General features: G+C 45.8%; 20 protein-coding genes and 2 pseudogenes. 8 read left to right on the top strand and 14 right to left on the bottom strand.

Annotated features, from left to right (window positions below; all coding sequences use genetic code 11):
• Nucleotides 1-187 precede the first annotated feature (187 nt).
• Both LFX25_RS13365 and LFX25_RS13360 read right to left on the bottom strand, forming a co-directional pair.
• On the bottom strand, nt 188-928 hold the full coding sequence (locus LFX25_RS13365; protein WP_238730677.1) for an LA_1326/LA_4305 family lipoprotein: 741 nt from the start codon (nt 926-928) through the stop codon (nt 188-190).
• Nucleotides 925-1,293 (bottom strand): STAS domain-containing protein, encoded by a 369-nt coding sequence (locus LFX25_RS13360; protein ID WP_118956313.1) that lies wholly within the window; start codon nt 1,291-1,293, stop codon nt 925-927. Before LFX25_RS13360 ends, LFX25_RS13365 begins: the two co-directional genes overlap by 4 nt.
• A gap of 121 nt (nt 1,294-1,414) precedes the next feature.
• Here LFX25_RS13360 and LFX25_RS13355 point away from each other — a divergent pair, with 121 nt between their 5' ends.
• The 5 genes from LFX25_RS13355 (at nt 1,415) to LFX25_RS13335 (ending at nt 5,457) form a co-directional block, all read left to right on the top strand.
• A complete protein-coding gene (locus LFX25_RS13355) occupies nt 1,415-3,280 on the top strand; it encodes a hypothetical protein (RefSeq protein WP_238730676.1) in 1,866 nt (621 codons plus the stop codon).
• A 9-nt stretch (nt 3,281-3,289) separates the two neighbouring features.
• Nucleotides 3,290-4,009: a carbon-nitrogen hydrolase family protein gene (locus tag LFX25_RS13350; RefSeq protein WP_238730675.1), complete on the top strand. Its 720-nt coding sequence runs from the start codon at nt 3,290-3,292 to the stop codon at nt 4,007-4,009.
• A gap of 119 nt (nt 4,010-4,128) precedes the next feature.
• The gene (locus LFX25_RS13345) at nt 4,129-4,377 is read left to right on the top strand and encodes a type II toxin-antitoxin system Phd/YefM family antitoxin (RefSeq protein ID WP_238730674.1); all 249 of its coding nucleotides are present in this window, start codon (nt 4,129-4,131) and stop codon (nt 4,375-4,377) included.
• Nucleotides 4,377-4,817: a type II toxin-antitoxin system VapC family toxin gene (locus LFX25_RS13340; protein WP_238730673.1), complete on the top strand. Its 441-nt coding sequence runs from the start codon at nt 4,377-4,379 to the stop codon at nt 4,815-4,817. Before LFX25_RS13345 ends, LFX25_RS13340 begins: the two co-directional genes overlap by 1 nt.
• Before the next feature lie 115 nt (nt 4,818-4,932).
• Nucleotides 4,933-5,457: a YcxB family protein gene (locus tag LFX25_RS13335; RefSeq protein WP_238730672.1), complete on the top strand. Its 525-nt coding sequence runs from the start codon at nt 4,933-4,935 to the stop codon at nt 5,455-5,457.
• 128 nt (nt 5,458-5,585) lie between these two features.
• On the opposite strand, the gene LFX25_RS13330 is transcribed toward LFX25_RS13335, so the two are convergent.
• The 8 genes and pseudogenes from LFX25_RS13330 to LFX25_RS13300 all read right to left on the bottom strand — a co-directional run bounded on the left by LFX25_RS13330 (nt 5,586) and on the right by LFX25_RS13300 (nt 12,806).
• A complete protein-coding gene (locus LFX25_RS13330; protein WP_238730671.1) occupies nt 5,586-6,653 on the bottom strand; it encodes an AI-2E family transporter in 1,068 nt (355 codons plus the stop codon).
• The gene (locus LFX25_RS13325; protein WP_118956319.1) at nt 6,646-7,173 is read right to left on the bottom strand and encodes a cyclic nucleotide-binding domain-containing protein; all 528 of its coding nucleotides are present in this window, start codon (nt 7,171-7,173) and stop codon (nt 6,646-6,648) included. Before LFX25_RS13325 ends, LFX25_RS13330 begins: the two co-directional genes overlap by 8 nt.
• Before the next feature lie 4 nt (nt 7,174-7,177).
• Entirely contained in the window at nt 7,178-7,726 is a 549-nt protein-coding gene (locus LFX25_RS13320; protein WP_238730670.1) for a lipoprotein signal peptidase, read from the bottom strand.
• Nucleotides 7,723-9,438, bottom strand: coding sequence for an ABC1 kinase family protein (locus LFX25_RS13315; protein ID WP_238730669.1), 1,716 nt, complete (start codon nt 9,436-9,438; stop codon nt 7,723-7,725). Before LFX25_RS13315 ends, LFX25_RS13320 begins: the two co-directional genes overlap by 4 nt.
• Before the next feature lie 11 nt (nt 9,439-9,449).
• Nucleotides 9,450-10,262, bottom strand: a pseudogene (locus tag LFX25_RS13310) (Gfo/Idh/MocA family protein); the annotation flags it as partial.
• A gap of 192 nt (nt 10,263-10,454) precedes the next feature.
• A pseudogene (locus tag LFX25_RS20985) lies at nt 10,455-10,697 on the bottom strand (Gfo/Idh/MocA family protein); the annotation flags it as partial.
• Nucleotides 10,698-10,712: 15 nt separating this feature from the next.
• The gene (locus LFX25_RS13305; protein ID WP_238730667.1) at nt 10,713-11,297 is read right to left on the bottom strand and encodes a WG repeat-containing protein; all 585 of its coding nucleotides are present in this window, start codon (nt 11,295-11,297) and stop codon (nt 10,713-10,715) included.
• A 24-nt stretch (nt 11,298-11,321) separates the two neighbouring features.
• Nucleotides 11,322-12,806 carry an amidase gene (locus LFX25_RS13300; RefSeq protein ID WP_238730666.1) on the bottom strand — a complete coding sequence of 495 codons (1,485 nt, stop codon included), beginning with the start codon at nt 12,804-12,806 and terminating at the stop codon, nt 11,322-11,324.
• Between the two features lie 158 nt (nt 12,807-12,964).
• On the opposite strand from LFX25_RS13300, the gene LFX25_RS13295 reads away from it, so the two are divergent.
• The 3 genes from LFX25_RS13295 to LFX25_RS13285 all read left to right on the top strand — a co-directional run bounded on the left by LFX25_RS13295 (nt 12,965) and on the right by LFX25_RS13285 (nt 17,235).
• Entirely contained in the window at nt 12,965-13,936 is a 972-nt protein-coding gene (locus LFX25_RS13295) for an ankyrin repeat domain-containing protein (protein WP_238730665.1), read from the top strand.
• Nucleotides 13,937-14,685: 749 nt separating this feature from the next.
• Nucleotides 14,686-16,323, top strand: a complete 1,638-nt coding sequence (locus tag LFX25_RS13290) for an HsdM family class I SAM-dependent methyltransferase (protein ID WP_238730664.1) — start codon at nt 14,686-14,688, stop codon at nt 16,321-16,323.
• Between the two features lie 249 nt (nt 16,324-16,572).
• Nucleotides 16,573-17,235 carry a DUF2461 domain-containing protein gene (locus LFX25_RS13285; RefSeq protein ID WP_238730663.1) on the top strand — a complete coding sequence of 221 codons (663 nt, stop codon included), beginning with the start codon at nt 16,573-16,575 and terminating at the stop codon, nt 17,233-17,235.
• Between the two features lie 502 nt (nt 17,236-17,737).
• On the opposite strand, the gene LFX25_RS13280 is transcribed toward LFX25_RS13285, so the two are convergent.
• The 4 genes from LFX25_RS13280 to LFX25_RS13270 all read right to left on the bottom strand — a co-directional run bounded on the left by LFX25_RS13280 (nt 17,738) and on the right by LFX25_RS13270 (nt 18,966).
• On the bottom strand, nt 17,738-17,905 hold the full coding sequence (locus LFX25_RS13280) for a hypothetical protein (protein ID WP_238730662.1): 168 nt from the start codon (nt 17,903-17,905) through the stop codon (nt 17,738-17,740).
• 165 nt (nt 17,906-18,070) lie between these two features.
• A complete protein-coding gene (locus LFX25_RS13275; RefSeq protein ID WP_238730661.1) occupies nt 18,071-18,415 on the bottom strand; it encodes a hypothetical protein in 345 nt (114 codons plus the stop codon).
• 134 nt (nt 18,416-18,549) lie between these two features.
• A complete protein-coding gene (locus tag LFX25_RS20815) occupies nt 18,550-18,678 on the bottom strand; it encodes a hypothetical protein (protein WP_255717823.1) in 129 nt (42 codons plus the stop codon).
• An 87-nt stretch (nt 18,679-18,765) separates the two neighbouring features.
• Nucleotides 18,766-18,966 (bottom strand): hypothetical protein, encoded by a 201-nt coding sequence (locus tag LFX25_RS13270; RefSeq protein WP_238730660.1) that lies wholly within the window; start codon nt 18,964-18,966, stop codon nt 18,766-18,768.
• Nucleotides 18,967-19,011: the final 45 nt, after the last annotated feature.

The following is a 19,011-nucleotide window of genomic DNA, read 5'->3' as shown; positions in this document are numbered from 1 at the left end:
CGCTACCCCCTCTCCGGGGAATTTATCCGGCCTTCGTGCCCGGACCCGATTTTCGTGTGGGAACTCCTTCGTTTTGTTCACAATGCAAACGACGTAGTCTTCGAAAACTGTGGGAACTCCTTCGTTTTGTTCAATCGTCACACAATTCGTTCGAACGATTCATTTAAACGAAGTCGCTTAACAAAAATTAGCCGCCGGGACGGTCGTTTTCGTCCGTGAGTCTGCGGATCTCGTTTCGTTTTCTCGGTTTGAACTTGTACTGATCCAAATGCGCGGTATCGAAGACGACCCACTTACGGTTCGGAATATTGCGTACCAATTGGAACTGCACGGTTCCGTTGTCGCCGATCTCCGTTCCGTCGGATACGTGTGTTAGGTGAATCTGTTTGATGTCCGTCCAAAGAGCAAAATCCAGCCCGACGGCCTTATCTACGATTTCGCGTTTGATCTTGCCGAAAACCAGATTGATCTTGTCCTTCTCCCCCCAAATCAGCGCGGAAGTCAGTTCTTCGTTGGAGATAACGGATTGGATGTCGTCGTATTTGGTAATCAAAACGAGAATCTTATTTTCGGGAAGAGACTTGAGAACGTAGGGAAGATCTCTCGCAATGATTTCCAACTCTCCATCCGAAAAAACGTGATCGGTAAAAAAACCGAGCGAGGATTTTTTGACGTATTTGAGATTTCCGAGCAAGTCTTTCCACTGTTCGGGAGTGAGCTGCGTAGGATGTGAGAAAGCGCCGGGAGCTACAAATTCGTCGAATTGATCCACTTTGGACGGACTAATCTTAAAATACGCGACTTCTTCCGAATTGTAGAGCAGGTTTTGATTTCTGGTCCAGAAGAAGAAGCTTCGCTCCTGGACCCAGGAACACTGAACGAAAAGAAAGACGAGGAATAAACTGAAAAATTTGAATGTTAGTTTCATTTGGAATTTTGATCTACGAACTCTTGAAAAACCGGATACTTGTTTAGAAACTCATCATTGGTATAAAGGTTCACAATTTTATCCAGTCCCGATAGTCGAAACACCGAGTTTAGGGATTTATTGAGGCCGAAAATATTGACGGTTCCGTTTTTTTCGCGGATTTGATTTCTAACTTTGATGATGATGCCGATTCCGGAAGAGTCAATGAATTTGACCTTTCCTAGAAAAAAACTGATGATTTCCGGATTTCCGGTTTTTACGGATTCTTCGAATTCGTAGTAGAAATCCCGCGAATTATCCATAAGAATATCTTCAAGAACGCTAAGAACGATGTGGTTCTCCCGTATCTCGCTGCGGATTATCATCAGATCGAAAAAACACCTGGAAGAAAGGTCTGTCAAGAAGTAAAATGAATCAGTATCTTTCTTGATTTATTTCTCAGAACTGCAAATTTGAACAGAGACGCGGGATTGCAAGGGTTGCATTATGGCTGAGTTCGATAAGACGAAACGCTCCATCGGAGTGAACAACCTGGATGATAAGGCCAGGAAAGAAATGTTTGATAAATTCCAATCGGCTGGCGGGAAAGTCGTCAACGAAAAGGATAAAAAGAAAGAAGAAGCCGCGTCCAGAAATCAACCCAACATTCGTCAAGGTCAGAGAAGCCAAGCCGGAGGACGAGATTCTACATCCCGAGGCGGAAGCGGGGCGTCTTCGCGCGGGGGCGTCGCTTCCGGCGGAAAGGGCGGCGGTTCGGTCGCTCCCAAAGGTCCGAGTCCGAGGGATAGAAAGGCTCTCGAAGACGAGATGGGCAATTTCATCAACCGTCTATCCGTTCGGATTAAATGCTGGCTGGGAAGAGTCACCGGATTCTCCTCTTCCGAATTGCTTCCCGGTTTTCTATCGGAGTTCAATCTCTCCGGAAAAAAATCACTTCTCGAACTCAACTTCGTAGGAAACGATATTCTCGGAAATCCCGCGTATGCCGGAAAAATCGCGAAGGAACTCGACGCGCAAAACCCTCTCTACATCGAACTTTTAGGGAGGATGCACAAGATCTACGATAACGGAGAAGTGAACCAGGTGCTGGAACCGCATAACGCGGCGCCCGATCTTCCCGTGTCGATTTCGAGAGTTAAAGATCCGTTATATTCGATTTTTAGAAAATTATACTATGTTTATCCGTTTCAGGGAAGTTACGTCAAGGCGATCACCCTCGGATACGCGGCCCTGGAAAAACTCGAAGGAAAACCTTCCAGCATTTATAATACGAAGAAGAAAAGAGCGCTGCAGGAATTCGATTATCTGTTCGGAACTCTCTTTGAAAAACTCTACCTTGTGGTTCTCCGCAACGAGAATAAGAATATCCCGCTTTTGAGTAATACGATGGAGGCGATTCTCGGAATCGTTCCCGAGGAAAAACCGGGTCATAGACAACAGGGAGAGGAGTTGGATGAAATCTCCGGAGGCGCGGCGCCCGAAGAGGAGGCTCCCGTCGAAGAAAAAAAGGAAGAAACCAATCCGGAGGATTCTCTCAGCAAGGAACTCAAATACGGTTTGAAACTGATGAGAATGCTTCCGCTCGATCAGCTTCGAAAAAAGCACGATCCGAGAGGGGAATACGAGATGATTCCTTCGGGGGACAAGGCCTTTCTTACTTGGCTTTTTTTCAAGGAGTTCGACTCGGAATATTCCTTCGTAATGACCACGAAGAAGATCGAAATCAAACCTACGATCGTGAACGGTTCCAAAGTGGATTATCGCGAAAAGATGATCGACCTTTACGAAACGACGAGAGCTTCGATCGAGCAGTTCCGAATCTACGATCAATATTATAAAGAACTAAAGAACCATCTTAAAAATCCCGGAGCCAATTACATCGAGGCTTCCAAAAAGACGACTTCTTTGGAAACGAAACGAAGCCAACAGTCCCGGAATGTTCGCGTGACCGTGAAGGAATTTGTGGAAAAGACTTCCGAAATTCTGGAAAAGCTGATCGCGGATATGAAATCGAAAAAAGAGATCGTGACCAATATGGACGAGCTCATGACATTCGATTTGATGGAATCGAGAAGAAGGCTGAATAAGAAACCGATCAAACAATGTATCATGGAAGCATACTGTTTTGCGATCGCGTTTGCCGGTCGTCTGGAAAGCGGAGATCTTTTCGGAGGCGTCACGGAGCTTTCTCCCGAGGAGATGGAAAAAGAATTCGGAATTAAGGCGGAACAACCGGCAGGCGGAGAATCCGATCTCGGAATTCCGGGCGGCGGAGCGGGAGCGGCCGAAGGAAATACGGAAAACATAGACGCGGATTCATTGGGCGTCGATCCTTCTATTTTAGGCGATTAGAGGTCGATTTTGGCATCCGCAAAGGTTACGCTTTTTCAAAAACAGATTCATAAACCCGTTTTGAACGATCAGAAATCCAAACTCTCCAAGGAGAAGTCGGACTTTCTTCTTTTACCGGAATATTTTCCCTTTTACGATTCTTCGGCGGCTCCGGAAAAACTTTCCGAATACGCGAAACGTTATTCGGACGAGTTGTTACAGATTTCCGAATATTATAAAGGTGTAATTATCGGCGGTTCTATGTTCCGCAAGGACGAAGGCGGAAAACCGAAGATCAGCATCCCGATCGTTCAAAACGTGGTCGTGGTGGATTGGTACGACAAACGGGAGCTTTTTCCGGAAGAATCGGCGGCGGTCGCGGGGGATGGGGAAACGATCTTTATCATGGGAGGTTTTCGTTTCGGGATCGTAGCCGGAAAGGAAATCTTCAACGAGGCCCGTTTCGAAGAACTGAAATCGCAAAACGTAAATCTTCTGTTTCATATCGATTCCGTTTTGGAATCGGATTCCACACACGCGCAAGACCTGGAACGTTATGCGAAACTATCTTCGCGTCACGGAATCTTTATCGCGAGAGTGAGCGGAGTCGGTTCCGCGCTTGGTCGTAACGGCGTGGGTAGAAGTCTTTTGTCCACTTCATCGGGTGTAAACTGGAAGGTCGCCGAATCCGAAAAAGATAAGGAAGTCATCAAAACGGTTACGATCAACGGCGTGAACGGTTTGTTCTGATAGATTTTATTCCCTAATATCCTATTAAATTCATATAACATTTCCTCGGCAGGTATTGACTTGACGGATTCCCTGCAATTTTTCTTGACGACGCACATTTTGTGCGTCTAAATTGAGTTATGAAAGAGGCCAATATCCGGGATATTCAGCATAACTTTTCCAAAATATTGGATTGGGTGGAGGACGGTGAAGAAGTCTACGTTTTGCGCCGAAAGAAAGTGGTCGCAAAAATTACTTCGTTTCATTCGCAAGAGTTTAAAAAAAGTTTCGTTCCCGATTTTTATAAACGCGCTAAGACTCGGATCAGTTCTGCAAAGGGAAAGTCTCTAAGCGATTTAATCCGATCGGACCGGGACGGCCGTGCTTAGTGGACTACCTCGACACGGGCGTATTGGTAAAACTTTACTTTCCCGAAATCAATTCCGAGCAGGTTTCTAGATTTTTTGAAAGAAAAGGAACTTCGATTCCTATTACGAATTTACATATTCTGGAATGGGAAAACGCAATTAATCTCAAGTTGTTCCGTAAAGAAATCAACACAAAAGAAGTGGCGCTTTTACGAAAAGATTTCGAGAGCGATCTTTCGGAAGGAGTTTTAGAACTCAAAATCGTTTCGGGATCGGAGTCTCTGAAAATCGCCGCGGAACTTTCGAGAAAGCACACTCACAAGTTAGGAGTTCGTTCATTAGATATTTTGCACGTAGCTCAGGCGATTTCTTTAAAAGTGAAAGAATTTTATTCTTTAGATATGAAGCAGATCGCTTTGGCAAAGGCCGCTCGTTTGAAAGTGGTAAAACCCTTGGCTTAATCGTTATTTAGAAAATGGATTTTTCAAATTCGATTCCTAAATCGCGCAAACTAAACGAGACACAAATGTTTTTAAAAAGACGAACAAAATTCGTCCGAACTCGGAGCACCCCTTTATGAAACTTTCTTTCCCGTTAAACGAGCAGGATATTATCAATTTCAACGTTTATCATTTTCGAAATTCGAAGTTTACACAAAGAAGGCTTTTGCTTTTGCGCTGGCTGATTCCTATATGGGCGATCGCTGTTTTTTTCTTTCTTAACCGGGAACATTTGGATCTCATTTCGATCCTATGGAATTCTCCTTTGTTTGCGATCGGAATCCTTTGGTTTCTTTTTGCGGACAAAATCTACTATTGGCGATTGAAGAATAACGTAAAAAATCTTTTAAAAGAAGGTCGTAACAACGGGATGATCGGAGTTCAAAACTTGGAACTCACCGACGACGCGATCCTTACGGAAAACGATTCGGGATCGTTTCGTTATTCTCTCGAAAAGATTCATCGTTGTGAAGAAGGTGACGGTTATTTGTTTTTATACGTGACTTCGTTATCGGCGTTGATCATTCCAACGAATGTCTTTCAGAATTCTGACAAGGACGTCTTCTTGCAAAAGGTGCGAAACTCTTCCACAAATTCCTGAGTCCGCTCAGTCCGAATTCGAAGCGGATAAATGCTGTAACAAAATTGAGTTGTTAAAAGAGAATCAGGATAGGCTGAAAGCGGTTCTTTCTAAGTTCTTTTCATTTGGAATCGATTCACAAACCTTCTTTAAAGAAGGTTGTGGTCCTTCATTCCGCTGTATAAGGTCTGAATCGTCACTTTCAAAATCGCCGCCATCGGAACCGCGATCAGCATTCCCACAAGCCCCAAAGCGGCGCCGCCTACCGTGACCGCGCCGACCACTACGATCGGATGTAAGGAAACCGAACCCGAAATCACAATCGGCTGGATAAAGAAGTTATCGATGATCTGCGCGATCAAAACCACGATTAAAATCGAAGTCATCAGCTCCGTCGTTCCGGTTCCTCCGATGACGAGCGCGAAGAACAAAGGAGGAATCGCTCCCATGATCGGTCCGAGATACGGAACCGAGTTCGCCACTCCCAAAAATAAACCGAAAATGTAAAAATACGGAAGACCGATAAAATAGAAACCGAGTCCGGAAACTCCGCAGATGATCGCTCCTTGAATCATGAGGCTTTTCAAATAGTTGGTCAACTGTTCGTTGATTTTATACGTTACCATCAAGGCCATCTCGAAATAACGGTTCGGAATCAGAGCGATCAAATTCTTATACATCCCGTTTCCGTTTAACAAAAATAAAAACGCGAATAGGGGGGTGATGATCATATAACCGATCAAAGTCGGAACGTAGGACACGAAACCCTTGACTTGTTCGTGCATCAGCTCCGCGATCCGTTTGATGAGTTCGTCGGGACGGATCGTTTCGTTCCATCCCGCCGGAAATTCGTTGAATTGAAGATTGACGGTCACGGTTAAGTATTTGAACTTCGCTTCGTCCAGATCCTGTTTCCAGTTTTTCAAAAGAGGATTCAACGTGGAAACGATCGGAGGTGCGACCGAGTTGATGAAGAGATAAATCGGAATGCTGATGACTAACATCAATACCGCGATCGAAAGAATTCTCGGGACGCCCAAACTTTCCAAATTGTTGATCGTTCCGTTGAACGCATAAAAGATCAATAAAGCCATGACCATCGGAACCGCAAGAAGCTGCAGTCCCCAAAGCGACACGACTACGGTAAAGGCTACGATGAGAAAGAAACTCGTCCGGATGAAATATTCGGAGAGTTCTTTTCTTGCGGGATCACGCATTCTTTTGTTTTCCTCGGAAGTAAGCCTTTTCCAACAATCCGTTGGTTCTATGAAGTCGTTCCACGATTACCGTGGAAAGGCTCATGAGAATTTCGATTCCGATCCTCGGTTTGGTTTCGATGATCTCTTTGAGATCGGGTTGAAAAAATCCGAGCAACGTCGTTTGTTCGAGAGCGATCGCGCTCGCGGTTCTTCGTTCCTCCGTAAAGAGGGAAAGTTCGCCGAAGAACGCGTGCTGATCGAGATGTGCGAGATCGAGTTCGATTCCGTCGCGCACGGAACGGATCACGACGGAGCCGTCGTAGACGAGATAAAATCCCGCTCCGACTTCTCCCTGACGAAAGATCGTCTCCCCTTCCTGATATTCCCGAACGTGCACCATCCTTGCGATTTCGATCAGGGTTCTTTTTTTCATTCTGCCGAAGACGGAAGTTTCCCTTAGAAAATGAATGATTTCCTTGTTGTTCGCCTCTTTGCGATTGAACAATTTTCTCCAGATGGGCAGGTCGAGCGCTTTCAAGAAATTATTTCTCCTCTTCCAGCTTCATCGTGAAGATGAGAATCGTCAATCCGATCGTCACGCAGGAATCGGCCACGTTGAACGCGGGCCATCTGGAAAATAAAAGGAAGTCGGGCCAGTCGAAGTCGAGAAAGTCCACGACTCCGATGTATTCTCCGAGGTTGGGTTGAAATCCGAAACGGAATCCCGTGCCCGGAATTTTTACGAAGAATTTATCGAGGAAGTTTCCGAAGGCTCCGGCCATCACGAGGTTCCATCCCCAGGGATTTCCGAGATCGAAATTCTTCCATCTGTATCCGATGAGAAACACGATCGCGACTCCGGTCGCAACGAGAGAAGGAATCGCGTTGTCCTGAAACGCGCCGAATACGAATCCTGTGTTGAAAGTCAGAGTAATCCGGAAGAAGCTGCCCATTACTTCCAGATAACGATGAGGCTGAAAGTAAAGAATGACGACGAACTTCGTCACAAGATCCAATACGATTCCGATAAAGATGACTCCTAGATAAAGAGGGCGGTAGACGTCTAAAAATCTTTTTTCAAAATACTTCACGAAGAGGTTCCTTTCTTTTTAAGTTTGTTTTTCCAAAATGAATATAAAAGTATAAGTCCGAAAAATCCGGAGGTTCCGAAGGCGCTCCAACTTTGGATTTCCATTCCTTTTTCGAGATAATAATTTCCGAAATGAATTCCCGCAATCAAGAATCCGGAATACAAAATCTGATGTCCGAGAACATACATCTTCCGAGTGTGGCGTTCCACTTCCCGGAGCTGGATTCCCTGTCTGCCCCGATTGATGTTCTGGAGTACTTTATAAAATTCTCCCGGAATGGAAAGTGTGTTTCCCAATAGATTCTTATCTTCGTTTAACAAAAGAGACTCCAGTCCGCCTTCTTTTCCGGCGGCGACGTTCCGGAACGGTTTTTCTCCGTAGTCTAAAACGGTTCTATAGGGGTCCAGGATCGCGGTAATCCCTACCAGTAAACCCAGAACCCGTTCCAGGAAAATGAAATTTTCCGGAATCTGGATCATTCTAAAAATTTCCTTGAGGCTGGAGTTGATCTCTTTTAGAAAGAGACGGTCTTCCCGCGTATGAATCTGATCCAGGGAAAGATTGCGGAAGTAATCCGTGTCCGCCACAAAACGGCCTAATTTTTCCAGAGAATAGCGAACGACTTCCTCGAGTTTGTCGCGATCCGCCGAGGCGGATAACGCGCCTATGTCTTCGAGACCCGAAACGACTCCGTAGTAGTCCTTTGCGATCGCCGAAAGAAAAATCTTTTTTAATGCGAACACGCCTCCCGTTCCGATTTCGCCCACCGCGCCGAAGTCGATAAAGCAGAGTTTTTCATCGGGAGTATAAATGAGATTTCCGGGATGAGGGTCCGCGTGATAAAAACGATATTGAAAGATCATCAGAACGTACGCGCGCACGAGAAGTTCCACCGGTCTCGACTTGGCCTGTCCTTTTAACACGGGGATCGCTCGCGTGATTTTTACTCCCTCGATGAACTCGGTGACGAGAACGCTCTTGCCCGAAAATTGACGGATGACTTTCGGAAAAACGTAATCGGGTTCTTCGGCAAAGAGTTGTCTCATCCGATCATACGAATCCGCTTCGAGTTGCAGATCGGTTTCTCTCGTCACGAGATGAGTGATCTCGTCGTGGATCTTCTTGTATTCGAAACGGAAAAGATAGCGGTTGATTCTTTTTAAGAAGGAGCGGATATTTTTCAGATCGTTTGCGATGAGAGTTTCGATTCCAGGATACAAAACCTTGACGGCGACTTTTTGTCCGCCGATGGAAGCGACATGGACCTGAGCCGTGGACGCGCTCGCTTCGGGAGAACTCTGAATGTCCGGAAACACTTTCGTGATTTCTTTTCCGAACTCGGAACGAAACCGTTCTTCGATTTCGGAGAACGGATGCGGAGGAACCCGATCCTGTAAGTCCTGCAGAGACTCGGTGAACGAATCGGGAAAAATATGGGAAAGATTTCCGAGATACTGACCGAGTTTGATATACACTCCGCCCATCGATAAAAAGAAGTTTCGGGAATCTTCTCCCAACGCGCGGAAAAATTTTTCCTGAACGGCGGGGTCTCGAAAGGAAGGGAAAAGAATCCTTCCTAATTTAAAAAACCAGAATATAGCCCAGATCTTTTTCCAGACGAAGGAACTCGCGTTCCAAAATCTCCAGGCGCTGCTATGCCGTTTGTAGGATTGGGTTTCCTGAGGTTCGGCGTTTCCGGTTGACACGAGCATAGATGAAACTTCTAAACCTCTAGGATTCTTTTTTCGGCTCCTTTCCGGATCGCGTCCAGCAGGGTGAGAATTTGCAGATTCTCTTCCATATCTCCCGTGATGTCGGAAGATTTTCCGGACAAATGCCGGTGCAGAGAATCGTATAGATTGAGAAACGGATTCGAGCCTGCGGAAGATTTTTCGGAAATTGAAACCGGAGTCAAACTTTTAAATCCCTTGTATTTCCGGGAAGGTTTGGATTTCCAATAGCGGACCTCGTCGTTCCCCACGAGAAAGCGGGCCGATTCCGTTTGAATGTCCAACTCGAACTGGAAGTAATTCCGCATTCCTCCAGCCTCCAGAAAAACGGTTTCTCCGTTCGGATAGGTCATAAGAGCAAGGGCTTGTTCTTCCACGGGAGAATTTGGATACGACCGCAAAACGGAAACTACACGGTCGGGCATTCCCAAATACCAAACGAGTAGATCGACCGCATGAGTTCCGTCATGGAAGAGCGGGCCCGTTTTATCCAGGACCGCGCGGCCCGGATTGCGTGCGGACGTAAGAACGGATGCGCGGATCGTGCGCACGGGACCGTAGGTTTCCTCTTGGATCCAGCGGCGGACTTGTTTGTAAACGGGATGATATCTTCTCTCGTGGTTTACCCGAAGATCGGTTTTCGTATCACGGCAAAGTTTTGCGAGTTTACGCGCAAGAGGCAAGGAATGGCAAACCGGTTTTTCGACGAGTAGCCTGCGGAATCCGAAGTCGATCGCGGCCTTTGCGAGTTCGTAGTGCGTTTCGGAAGGAGTTGCGATCACGACGAGACAAGAGGAGAGATCGGTGTTTTGTGTGCGGGAGTTCCTACGTTTCTGTGGATCGTTTTCGTATGAGTTCCCACGTTTCTGTCTTTTGTAGGCGTTCGACGAAAAACGTGCGTTCGTCACGGCCTGAATCGTTTCTTGTGAAATGAAAGAATCGAATCGGATTTCCGATTTCGATTCTCGGTTTTTCGTCGTATCGTTCCGTTTTTGAGAAGAATGGAACGAGACCGACCAATCCTTAAAGTCGGAAAAACATGCTTCTTTTGGAATATTCCAATCTTTGCAAAAAGTTTTTCGTCGTTCTTCCGACGGATCGATCGCTCCGATCAGGGAGAATTTATTTTTTCCCCAGGGAGAAAAGATCGTTCCCGCGTGCGTGCAGGGACGATTGCGCAACGTATCCTTCTCTAAGAGAGACGCGATTCGTCCGAGGCCGATGAGTAAGACGGGGATCATTGATGAATCTATCGATTATTGAACGGGAATTTCTTTTTTAAGGGTTCCCTTGATTGTATGAGCTACCTTGTTCTCATCCAAGGATACCGCGTCGTATTCTATAGGGACGACCACTTCTCCTTTTTTGTTTATGATTCCGTAATTTCCGCCTTGTATCATGGAATGTTCGTCCGTTTTTACGGATCTGCATCCGTTGCAGACAATCGAAAATCCGTTTTCAAAAGGATACGCGAAATCGTATTCAGCTTGAATCGTTTTTTTACAACCTGGGTCGTGGAATCCGATTTTTTTGTTTTCTACGAATCTCGCCAGTCCTTCCGAAAGGTAGTCGGGTCCGTTGTCAAAAATAAAAGAATTTAATAGAATCTTATTGTCCGAATTTATACAACTCCATCCTTTTTCTCCGGCCACGAACGCAACACCGTTTTCATCGAAGTCGGTCGCATTCAAATATTGAGGCGCGATGACTACCTTCCCATTTTTATCTTTAAAGCCGTAAACCCCATTTTCTTCGAACGATGTCGCAGGTCGATTTTTGCAATTCAACTGAAAATGAAAAAGAATCGTCAATAAGATAAGTCTCCGAAACTTTCGATTCATTAGAACTCTCCAATATACGTTTCGCTATTTATGCTTCGACCAAGGAACGGCCTTTTCCAATTGAGCGCTGAGACGAAAGAGGATATCTTCCCTTCTTCTCGCGGCGGTAAACTGTAAACCTAACGGAAGTTGATCGCTCGTCTGACCGATCGGAAGTGAAACCGAAGGTTGTCCCGTAAGATTGGCGAGCTGTGTAAACGGAGTTCTGGAAAGACTCGTTTCCACGAGCTCGTCCACAAGACCGGAAGCGAGTAACATTCTTCCCAAGCCGAGACGACCCACGACTTGCATCGCGATCTTTTCTCCGAGTTTGGGTTCCAGTTCACCGATCTTTGCGGGAGGCATCGCGGTCGTAGGAGTGAGATATACGTCGTAGGTTTCGTGAAACGTTTCCATCGCGAGAGCCGCCTTGTCCCATTCCTGCAAATTGAGGACGAATTCTCCGGCAGAAACCGTTTTACCGAGTAAGGCCAAAATCCAAGTGACCGACTCGACGTCTCCCATTCTCGCTTTTCTTCCGAGGATCGGTTCTAGGTTTTTCATCTGAGCCGCCATCTCACCGAAATACATCGTGATAAACGCGCGACCGATCGCCTTACCGTCCACGGGTGCGTCTTTTTCCTCGACCTTATGACCGAGAGAATGCAAAAGTTTCGCCGTATGAACCACCGATTCCACACAATCGGGATGAACCGGAGTTCCGATCGGAGATTGAGTGGAGAATGCGATCCGCAGTTTGCCGGGAGGTTTTTTGATCTCCGCCATATAACCGGTCTTAGGCGAATCAAAGGAGAACGCGCCCGCGTTCTCGATTCCGCCTAACGCGTCCAGAAATGCCGCGCTGTCTCGGACCGTTCTCGAAAGAACGTGATCCACCGAAGCTCCCTGCCAAAATCTTCCGAAATACGGACCGACGGGAGTTCTTCCCCGAGTCGGTTTTAAACCGAATAACCCGCAATAGGCGGCGGGGATTCGGATCGAACCGCCTCCGTCAGAAGCGGTCGCAACGGGAACCATTCCTGCGGCAACTGCGGCGGCGGAACCTCCGGAAGAACCTCCCGGAGTTCTTTCCAAGTTCCAAGGATTTCTAGTAGGACCGTGAAACTTCGGTTCCGTAATACCCATGAGTGCGAATTCGGGAACGTTTGTCTGACCGAGAAAGATCGTTCCCGCTGTCCGCAGTCGTTTTACGAATTCGGAATCTACAGGAGAAATATAATTTCGAAACGATTTGGAGCCGGATGTAAGAGGCGCGCCCGCGATCGAATGAACGATGTCTTTGACGAGAATCGGAAGACCTTTGAACGGACCGTCCGGAAGCTTTGATTTCGCGTTCTTCTTCGCTTCGTCATAAAACTTGGTGATAACCGCATTGAGTCCGGGATTTACGGATTCGATCCGTTCGATCGCCGATTCGACGAGTTCGCTCGGATGAACGGATTTTTTTCGAACCAATTCGGCAAGACCGATAGCGTCATAATACGTATATTCTTTAAAGGATTGTGGCATAGGAGAACTCCGAAAAGAAGTAGGAACCCCGAGAACGGGAAAGGGTCAAGATAAAAAGACGTTTTTAGGATTCCTGGAAAATCGGGATTCTAAAAATGTGGATATACACTTCCTATAAAAACCGATTGAATAGTATAAAGATGGTCCTTTGATACCCGATGATTTCCAGAATTCATAAAATACCCTGTTTCTTAATGATTTTCCCGTTTTTCCTTTTCGGAGATTCGGCTTTGGACAGCGAATTTCTAAGAGCCATTCAGGAAGGAGATCCGAAGAAAGCGCAGATTCTCATTCAAGCGGGAGCCAATGTGGATGCGACGGATTCCAGAGGAAAGACCGCGCTTATGATCGCCGATCACAGACCGGAAGTCGCCGAAGTGTTGATTCGTTCGGGCGCAAACGTAAATGCGCAGGATGAGGACGGAAGTTCGGTTCTTCTGGAAAGTCTTTCCGGGCTTTTGGACGTCAAGGTTTTGGACATAGACGACCTGGCCGTTCCGAAACGATTGATCGAGTCGGGCGCAAAGTTGGAATATCTTTCCAAAGTCGACGCGACGAAAACGATTCCGGTTTCCATCTTAAACGTTGCGATCCGTCATGGAAATCTCGTATTGGTTCAGTTTCTGGTTGAAAATCATGCCGAGGTCAATTTCGACAAGGGAAATCCGGAAGAATTTCCTCTCTTCCTCGCATGCGGAGCCGGAACATCCCAAGCAAATTTCTCGATCGTGGAATATCTTTTAAAGCACAACGCTAAGCCGGATTATACGAGCCGCCTTCATGAGAAGATTGTGGAAGGAAAATCGATTCAAGTAGGAGTCGACAATGCGCTTCATTTTCTTACCGAAGAATCCGAAGTTGATCCTCGGATTCCCGAACTTCTCGTCAAATCCGGAACGAATATCAATCATCGTAACGCGGAAGGGATCACTCCTTTGCTCCAAGCGATTCTCAAAAAAAGAATTTCGTTGGCGGAAAAGTTTTTAGAACTCGGAGCCGATCCGAACCATTCGGATGTTCACGGGAGAAGTCCTTTGGAAGAAGTGCGTAAACAAAAACTCGACGCTCTTGAAACGCTCATATTGAAAAAGGGCGGAGGAAAAGAAAACGGAGAACGATCTCCTCAGTAACGCTCCGATTTTCCACAAGCCGGTCGAACGTTCCGCTTGAAACCGGATTCGGATCCTCTCTTTAAACTCTCCGTTTTTGGCCCGAGTATTTTCCTAGAATTTCAACGCGTTATTTTTTTATCATGTCGCATTAACTGATTTATTGCTAATCGGAAATTGCTCCGGTATACTCCGCCTCCTAATTTCATAAACTCCGTATAAAACCCTAGAATAGTAGGAAACGATCATATTCTCGCCTCTATTGTCGTATTCGAAGTCTTTTGAAACCGGAGTATACGTTATCTCATATCGGACGTAGATAAAACGTACGTCCGTAAAAGATCTTATATCGGCGGAAAAAGACGAAAACAAAAAAGGCTAGGATCGTTGTAAGTATGGAAACCTATACGAGATCCTATTTACGATTATCATAGACGCGTATTCTTTTAACAAAATCGAAAGCTAAAACGACTAACTGGAAAAATGAGAGGCGTATACGCGCAAAAGAAACATCGTTCTCACTTTGTCGCCGTATACGCGTATACGCTTTTACGATGTCCTCTTAAAAAAAGTTTCTGTGCTTAGAAAACGGTCAGTGATAGTATACTGATGAGTCGCCTAACAGCGCGAAACTCGATGAAATAATTTACTGGTTGTTAGGTTCTCCCGTTCTGAAAGTTTTGTCTTTAACTGATGTTAACTTGCGGAACGAATAAGCATAAAAAATTGATTTCGTTTGAACGGCGAATGATTGGAATTGCACGGTTTAAATGTCACCAGAGGTAAGACGGAAAAACAAAAGTAAATATCTAGGACAGTTTTTTACGCCCGAAAGGGTCGCGGATTTCCTGGTTGATTGGGTTCTGGGAGCGGAACGAATCGCTTCTCCGGAAGGACAAAAGCGTATACTGGATCCCGCGATCGGGAACGGAGTTTTTTTCGAAAGTATTCTCGATAAGAAACCGGATTTGAATGCGGAGTGGGTCGGTTACGACTTGGATTCGCAATGTCTTCTGTCCAGCCGATCCGCTCTCGAAAATAGAGTCTCTAAAACTAGTATACTGAATTTCTACGATCGTGATTTTCTCCTTCGAGAAGAAGAACGGAAATACGACGTCATCCTCTGCAATCCTCCGTATCGCAAGATCAGCGATAAAAATTATTCCAAAGAACTGATTCAACAGTTCGGAGGAAGATCGGACCGGAGACTTCCGGGAACCGCCAATCTATACGTATTCTTTCTATTAAAATGTTTGAATATGATAAACGAAGGAGGGCGCGCAGCCTTTCTCGTTCCCCAGGACTTTTTCAATTCGGGTTACGGAGTTTTCATCAAATCGGCTCTTCAGGAATCCGCTCTTCTGCATTCCTTGTTCCTTTTATCTCCTCAGGACAGTCTTTTCGACGAAGCGGTGACGAGTTCGTGTATTCTTTTATTAGAAAATTCTGATAAAGTTAAGAAATCGGGATTTTGCTGGACCAGACTCAAGCCGGGATTCTTTTCCGAAAAAACGGAGATCGTTGCCGGTTCCGTTGAGTCGATCCAAAGGGAATGGATTCCCTTTCCGGACCCCGAAGCGAAGTGGAGTCCTATCTTTCATCGTATGGAAAAGAAGATTCAAGTGAGCGAGCGAAAACCCGATTTTGAAAACGAAAAAGGGGAAAACTACGTTCCTCTTATCGAGTTCGGAAAGTTCACAAGAGGAATCGCTACCGGAGACAACGACTTCTTTCTTTTTACGAAGGAAATGGTGGAACATTCCGGAATCCACGAAAAGTATTTCAAAGCCTGTATTCCAAAATCACAATATGCAAGAAATCGAATATTCTTAAGCGGGGATTGGGAAGAGCTCAGCCGCAAAGGGGCGAAGGTCTGGCTTTTGGACGTAAAACTCGAATTGGACCCGAACGATTCTCTCGCTTTGCAGAATCATCTTCAATCGGGAATCACGAGAGGAGTTCATCAGAGATTTCTTCCTTCCCGAAGAAAGAATTGGTATACGCAGGAATCCAAAACCGCGGCTCCGATTCTTGCTTCGAGTTTTCACAGAACCGAAGTTAGAATCGTCCGGAACTTCAGCAGCGTGGTTCACTTGACTTGTTTTCACGGATTCAATCCGGCTCCGCATCAAGAGGAGTGGGTGGACGCCGTTTATGCGTATCTGATTTCCTCGAATTCCAAAAAGGATCTCGAAACACGGAGAAGGGAATACGCGAGAGGTTTGTGGAAAGCCGAGCCCGGCGATCTGAATTCTCTTTGGGTCCCCGATTTCAGAAAACTTTCCGCGCAGATCCAACAAGAATTAAAAACCCTCGTTGCGGGTTTGGAACAAGCGCGTTCCTCCTCCGAAAAAGAAGCCGCGATTCTCCATCGAATCGACACGATCTTTAAAGAAGCTTCCATTTAATCCGCTTTCATTCGATGAGTTTGCCGTCCGTTGCGCGCAAATTCGAATTTCCCCGTAATATTAAAAATACGAACAGAAGTGCGGGAACTCCTGCATTTACGATAGAATCGGAAATTTCTTTCCGGCGCTCTTTAGCAAGTATTCGATTCTATCGGCTCAGAGTTCCAGAAGCGAACGTCGATTCGAGAGCGCTTGCGATTTTGACTTGATCCTCCGCGGAAGACATAGAATTCTTATGCGGAGGTTTTCATGCTGCAACAATCCACTTTAGATTTTCTTAAAAAATTAGCGAAGAATAACAACAAGATTTGGCTCGACGGTCATAAGGACTTGTTCACTTCCGCAAAGAACGATTTCGAAGCCCTGATCACGGAGCTGATCATCGGACTTGCAAAAGTCAATCCTGCGCTCGCGGGAGTGGATCCTAAGAAGTGCATTTTTCGTATCTACAGGGACGTTCGTTTTTCCAAAAATAAGGAACCGTATAAGACCAATTTCGGCGCGAGCATCGGGGCGCGGGGTAAGGATTTGGGAAGACCTCTTTTTTACGTCCACGTTCAACCGGGCAACGAATCCTTTATCGCGGGAGGTTTGTATATGCCCGATACCAAGATCCTTCGCGGAGTGCGAGAGGCTATTTTAGAAGATTCTAAAATTCTTAAAAAGATCGTTCAGGATAAGAAGTTTGTCAAGGAGTTCGGCGGTCTTTCGGATATGAAGCTCAAAACAGCTCCGAAAGGTTTTTCAAAGGATCATCCCGATCTGGAATGGATTCAATACACGAGTTATATCGTGGAACGAAAGGTTTCCGACTCGGATCTTTTATCGAAAAACTTCGTAAAGAATACGATCGAATCGTATCGGATTCTTCAGCCGTTTTTGAACTATCTGGACATGCCGAATGATTCATAAAGAATGAGGCAGCCAAAAGCCGCGGATTGATTTCTAATTTGTTAAGCGAACTGCGCCGCGTATCTTACCGCGTTTCTTGGCAGAAGGTTTTCCAAGTTAATAAATGAGTAGGGTCTTGTCGTATCGCGGCTCGACATTCTTCTTGAGTGTTGAATTCTCCGAGGGAGATGTTTCCTCTTACGGAATGTAACCAAAGGATCCAGATGCTTAAAAGTGCCAGACTCGTTTTCATTTTTTAAACCCTCCCGGAATCTGCAGTTTCGCGCCGATCCAGGAATTAAGGATTGTAACATTGTACGGCGGAAAAACCGATACAAAATTATCGGAAATATTTTATTTCTTGTTTAACCGAAAGATTGCGCATACGACCGAATTCGTTGCGTTTTTCCGGCAGTACATTCCCGAAGTCGATTTTTCTTCGAAAACGTCCTTAATGAAACGATCGTAGCGGTTTCTTCGGCCTTTCCTGTAACGTACGGGCGGGTTCGGTTTCAGTTCTAAGTTATTCGGATTCCTTGCAATGTGTTTTCCACACCAACAGATGGGTTTGGTCCTGACGAATCGCGGTTCTGCATTCTTCCTCTGTGCTGAATTCTCCGAGGGAGATGTTTCCCCTTACCGAATTTAACCAAAGAACCCAAACGCTTGCGATCATTAGAAACTGTTTCATGTCGAAAATCTCCTCGAAATCTTAAACTCGAAAACGAATTCTGAGATTTTTAGACAAATAAATCCGCTCGATCCCTCATAAACCTTTGGAAATTTATTATTTATAAAGGATATAAAGAGTTACCGCCAAAGGGGTAGTTTCGTTAATGCGAAGAAGGGTTTATTGCTACTGCCCGGTTCCGTAGATCTTGTTAGCGGTGATTTTTGCCGGCTCCAATGTGCAATCTTCCTTTAAAAGTGCGATTCTTCCGGTTTCATAAACTCCTCTGTTGATTTCACAAGTGGAAAAGCTTTGATTGTAAGAGGCGATCGCATAGACTACGCCGGCGGTTCGAATTGCATCGATACAACGATCCACGGAATGTCCGGAATAGGTTTTCGATTTTGAAATTCCCATCGCTTCGATAAAAAATAAGTGCGAGGTCGTAAGGCTTACGATTGCGGCGGAATACGCGGTCGAACTTACGCCGGCGCCGTTTTCATACGCGTTGTAATCCCGCTTGCAGAACATAACTTTGTGCGGTAGTTCCGTCACACGCTATATGGACGGCTTCCCAGGGGTTCGGTCCTATCGTAAAGGTAGTCTCTAATCCCGGTGTCAGCGAAAAATTAACACCGAAGGGAATGAAACTATTGTTCGAACTTTCATCCGCTCCGTAACTGAGTTTGCAGGCCGCTTGCGCCCGAGAGCATGGTAAATTTCGTGGAAAGGATCTGAGCGCTGGTGAATCGAAAGACGTCCTTATCGGCCGGACTCGAAATGATACCATTCACCTGCATTCTTGGAAATTGAGGATACGGGGCCTGTATGATTTGCGCGGTCGAATAGGTTTCGTTCGGTTCGCTATCGATCCCGATTCCTTACGGAGGAGACGTTGTTCCTATAGTGTTGCAGCGAGCCGGATTCGTACCGTATCCGCCCATCGTTTCGAAAACGGATACGACGGAGATCTCCTTCGAGATTCGTTTGATTGCTTCCTCTCCGTCGATTTGTTCGTTGTTTATACTTTGGCAATCGGCCGCAAATAGGGTAAGAATGAATATGATTTTCGCTTGGTTCATGTCCCGTCCTTCCTGAATCTTTTACGCTCCGTAATTTTTTGAACG

It is taken from the genome of Leptospira sanjuanensis (assembly GCF_022267325.1).
GTDB lineage: Bacteria > Spirochaetota > Leptospiria > Leptospirales > Leptospiraceae > Leptospira > Leptospira sanjuanensis.
This window is presented reverse-complemented; position numbering and strand designations above follow the sequence as displayed.

Bases quoted from the DNA above. Each gene is read 5' to 3' on its own strand.
- LFX25_RS13360 (WP_118956313.1), bottom strand. From the start codon at position 1,293: ATGATAATCCGCAGCGAGATACGGGAGAACCACATCGTTCTTAGCGTT.
- LFX25_RS13300 (WP_238730666.1), bottom strand. From the start codon at position 12,806: ATGCCACAATCCTTTAAAGAATATACGTATTATGACGCTATCGGTCTT.
- LFX25_RS13275 (WP_238730661.1), bottom strand. From the start codon at position 18,415: ATGTTCTGCAAGCGGGATTACAACGCGTATGAAAACGGCGCCGGCGTA.
- LFX25_RS13315 (WP_238730669.1), bottom strand. From the start codon at position 9,438: ATGCTCGTGTCAACCGGAAACGCCGAACCTCAGGAAACCCAATCCTAC.
- LFX25_RS13285 (WP_238730663.1), top strand. From the start codon at position 16,573: ATGCTGCAACAATCCACTTTAGATTTTCTTAAAAAATTAGCGAAGAAT.
- LFX25_RS13290 (WP_238730664.1), top strand. From the start codon at position 14,686: ATGTCACCAGAGGTAAGACGGAAAAACAAAAGTAAATATCTAGGACAG.
- LFX25_RS13365 (WP_238730677.1), bottom strand. From the start codon at position 928: ATGAAACTAACATTCAAATTTTTCAGTTTATTCCTCGTCTTTCTTTTC.
- LFX25_RS13270 (WP_238730660.1), bottom strand. From the start codon at position 18,966: ATGAACCAAGCGAAAATCATATTCATTCTTACCCTATTTGCGGCCGAT.
- LFX25_RS13345 (WP_238730674.1), top strand. From the start codon at position 4,129: ATGAAAGAGGCCAATATCCGGGATATTCAGCATAACTTTTCCAAAATA.
- LFX25_RS13330 (WP_238730671.1), bottom strand. From the start codon at position 6,653: ATGCGTGATCCCGCAAGAAAAGAACTCTCCGAATATTTCATCCGGACG.
- LFX25_RS13295 (WP_238730665.1), top strand. From the start codon at position 12,965: ATGATTTCCAGAATTCATAAAATACCCTGTTTCTTAATGATTTTCCCG.
- LFX25_RS13280 (WP_238730662.1), bottom strand. From the start codon at position 17,905: ATGAAACAGTTTCTAATGATCGCAAGCGTTTGGGTTCTTTGGTTAAAT.
- LFX25_RS13305 (WP_238730667.1), bottom strand. From the start codon at position 11,297: ATGAATCGAAAGTTTCGGAGACTTATCTTATTGACGATTCTTTTTCAT.
- LFX25_RS13335 (WP_238730672.1), top strand. From the start codon at position 4,933: ATGAAACTTTCTTTCCCGTTAAACGAGCAGGATATTATCAATTTCAAC.
- LFX25_RS13355 (WP_238730676.1), top strand. From the start codon at position 1,415: ATGGCTGAGTTCGATAAGACGAAACGCTCCATCGGAGTGAACAACCTG.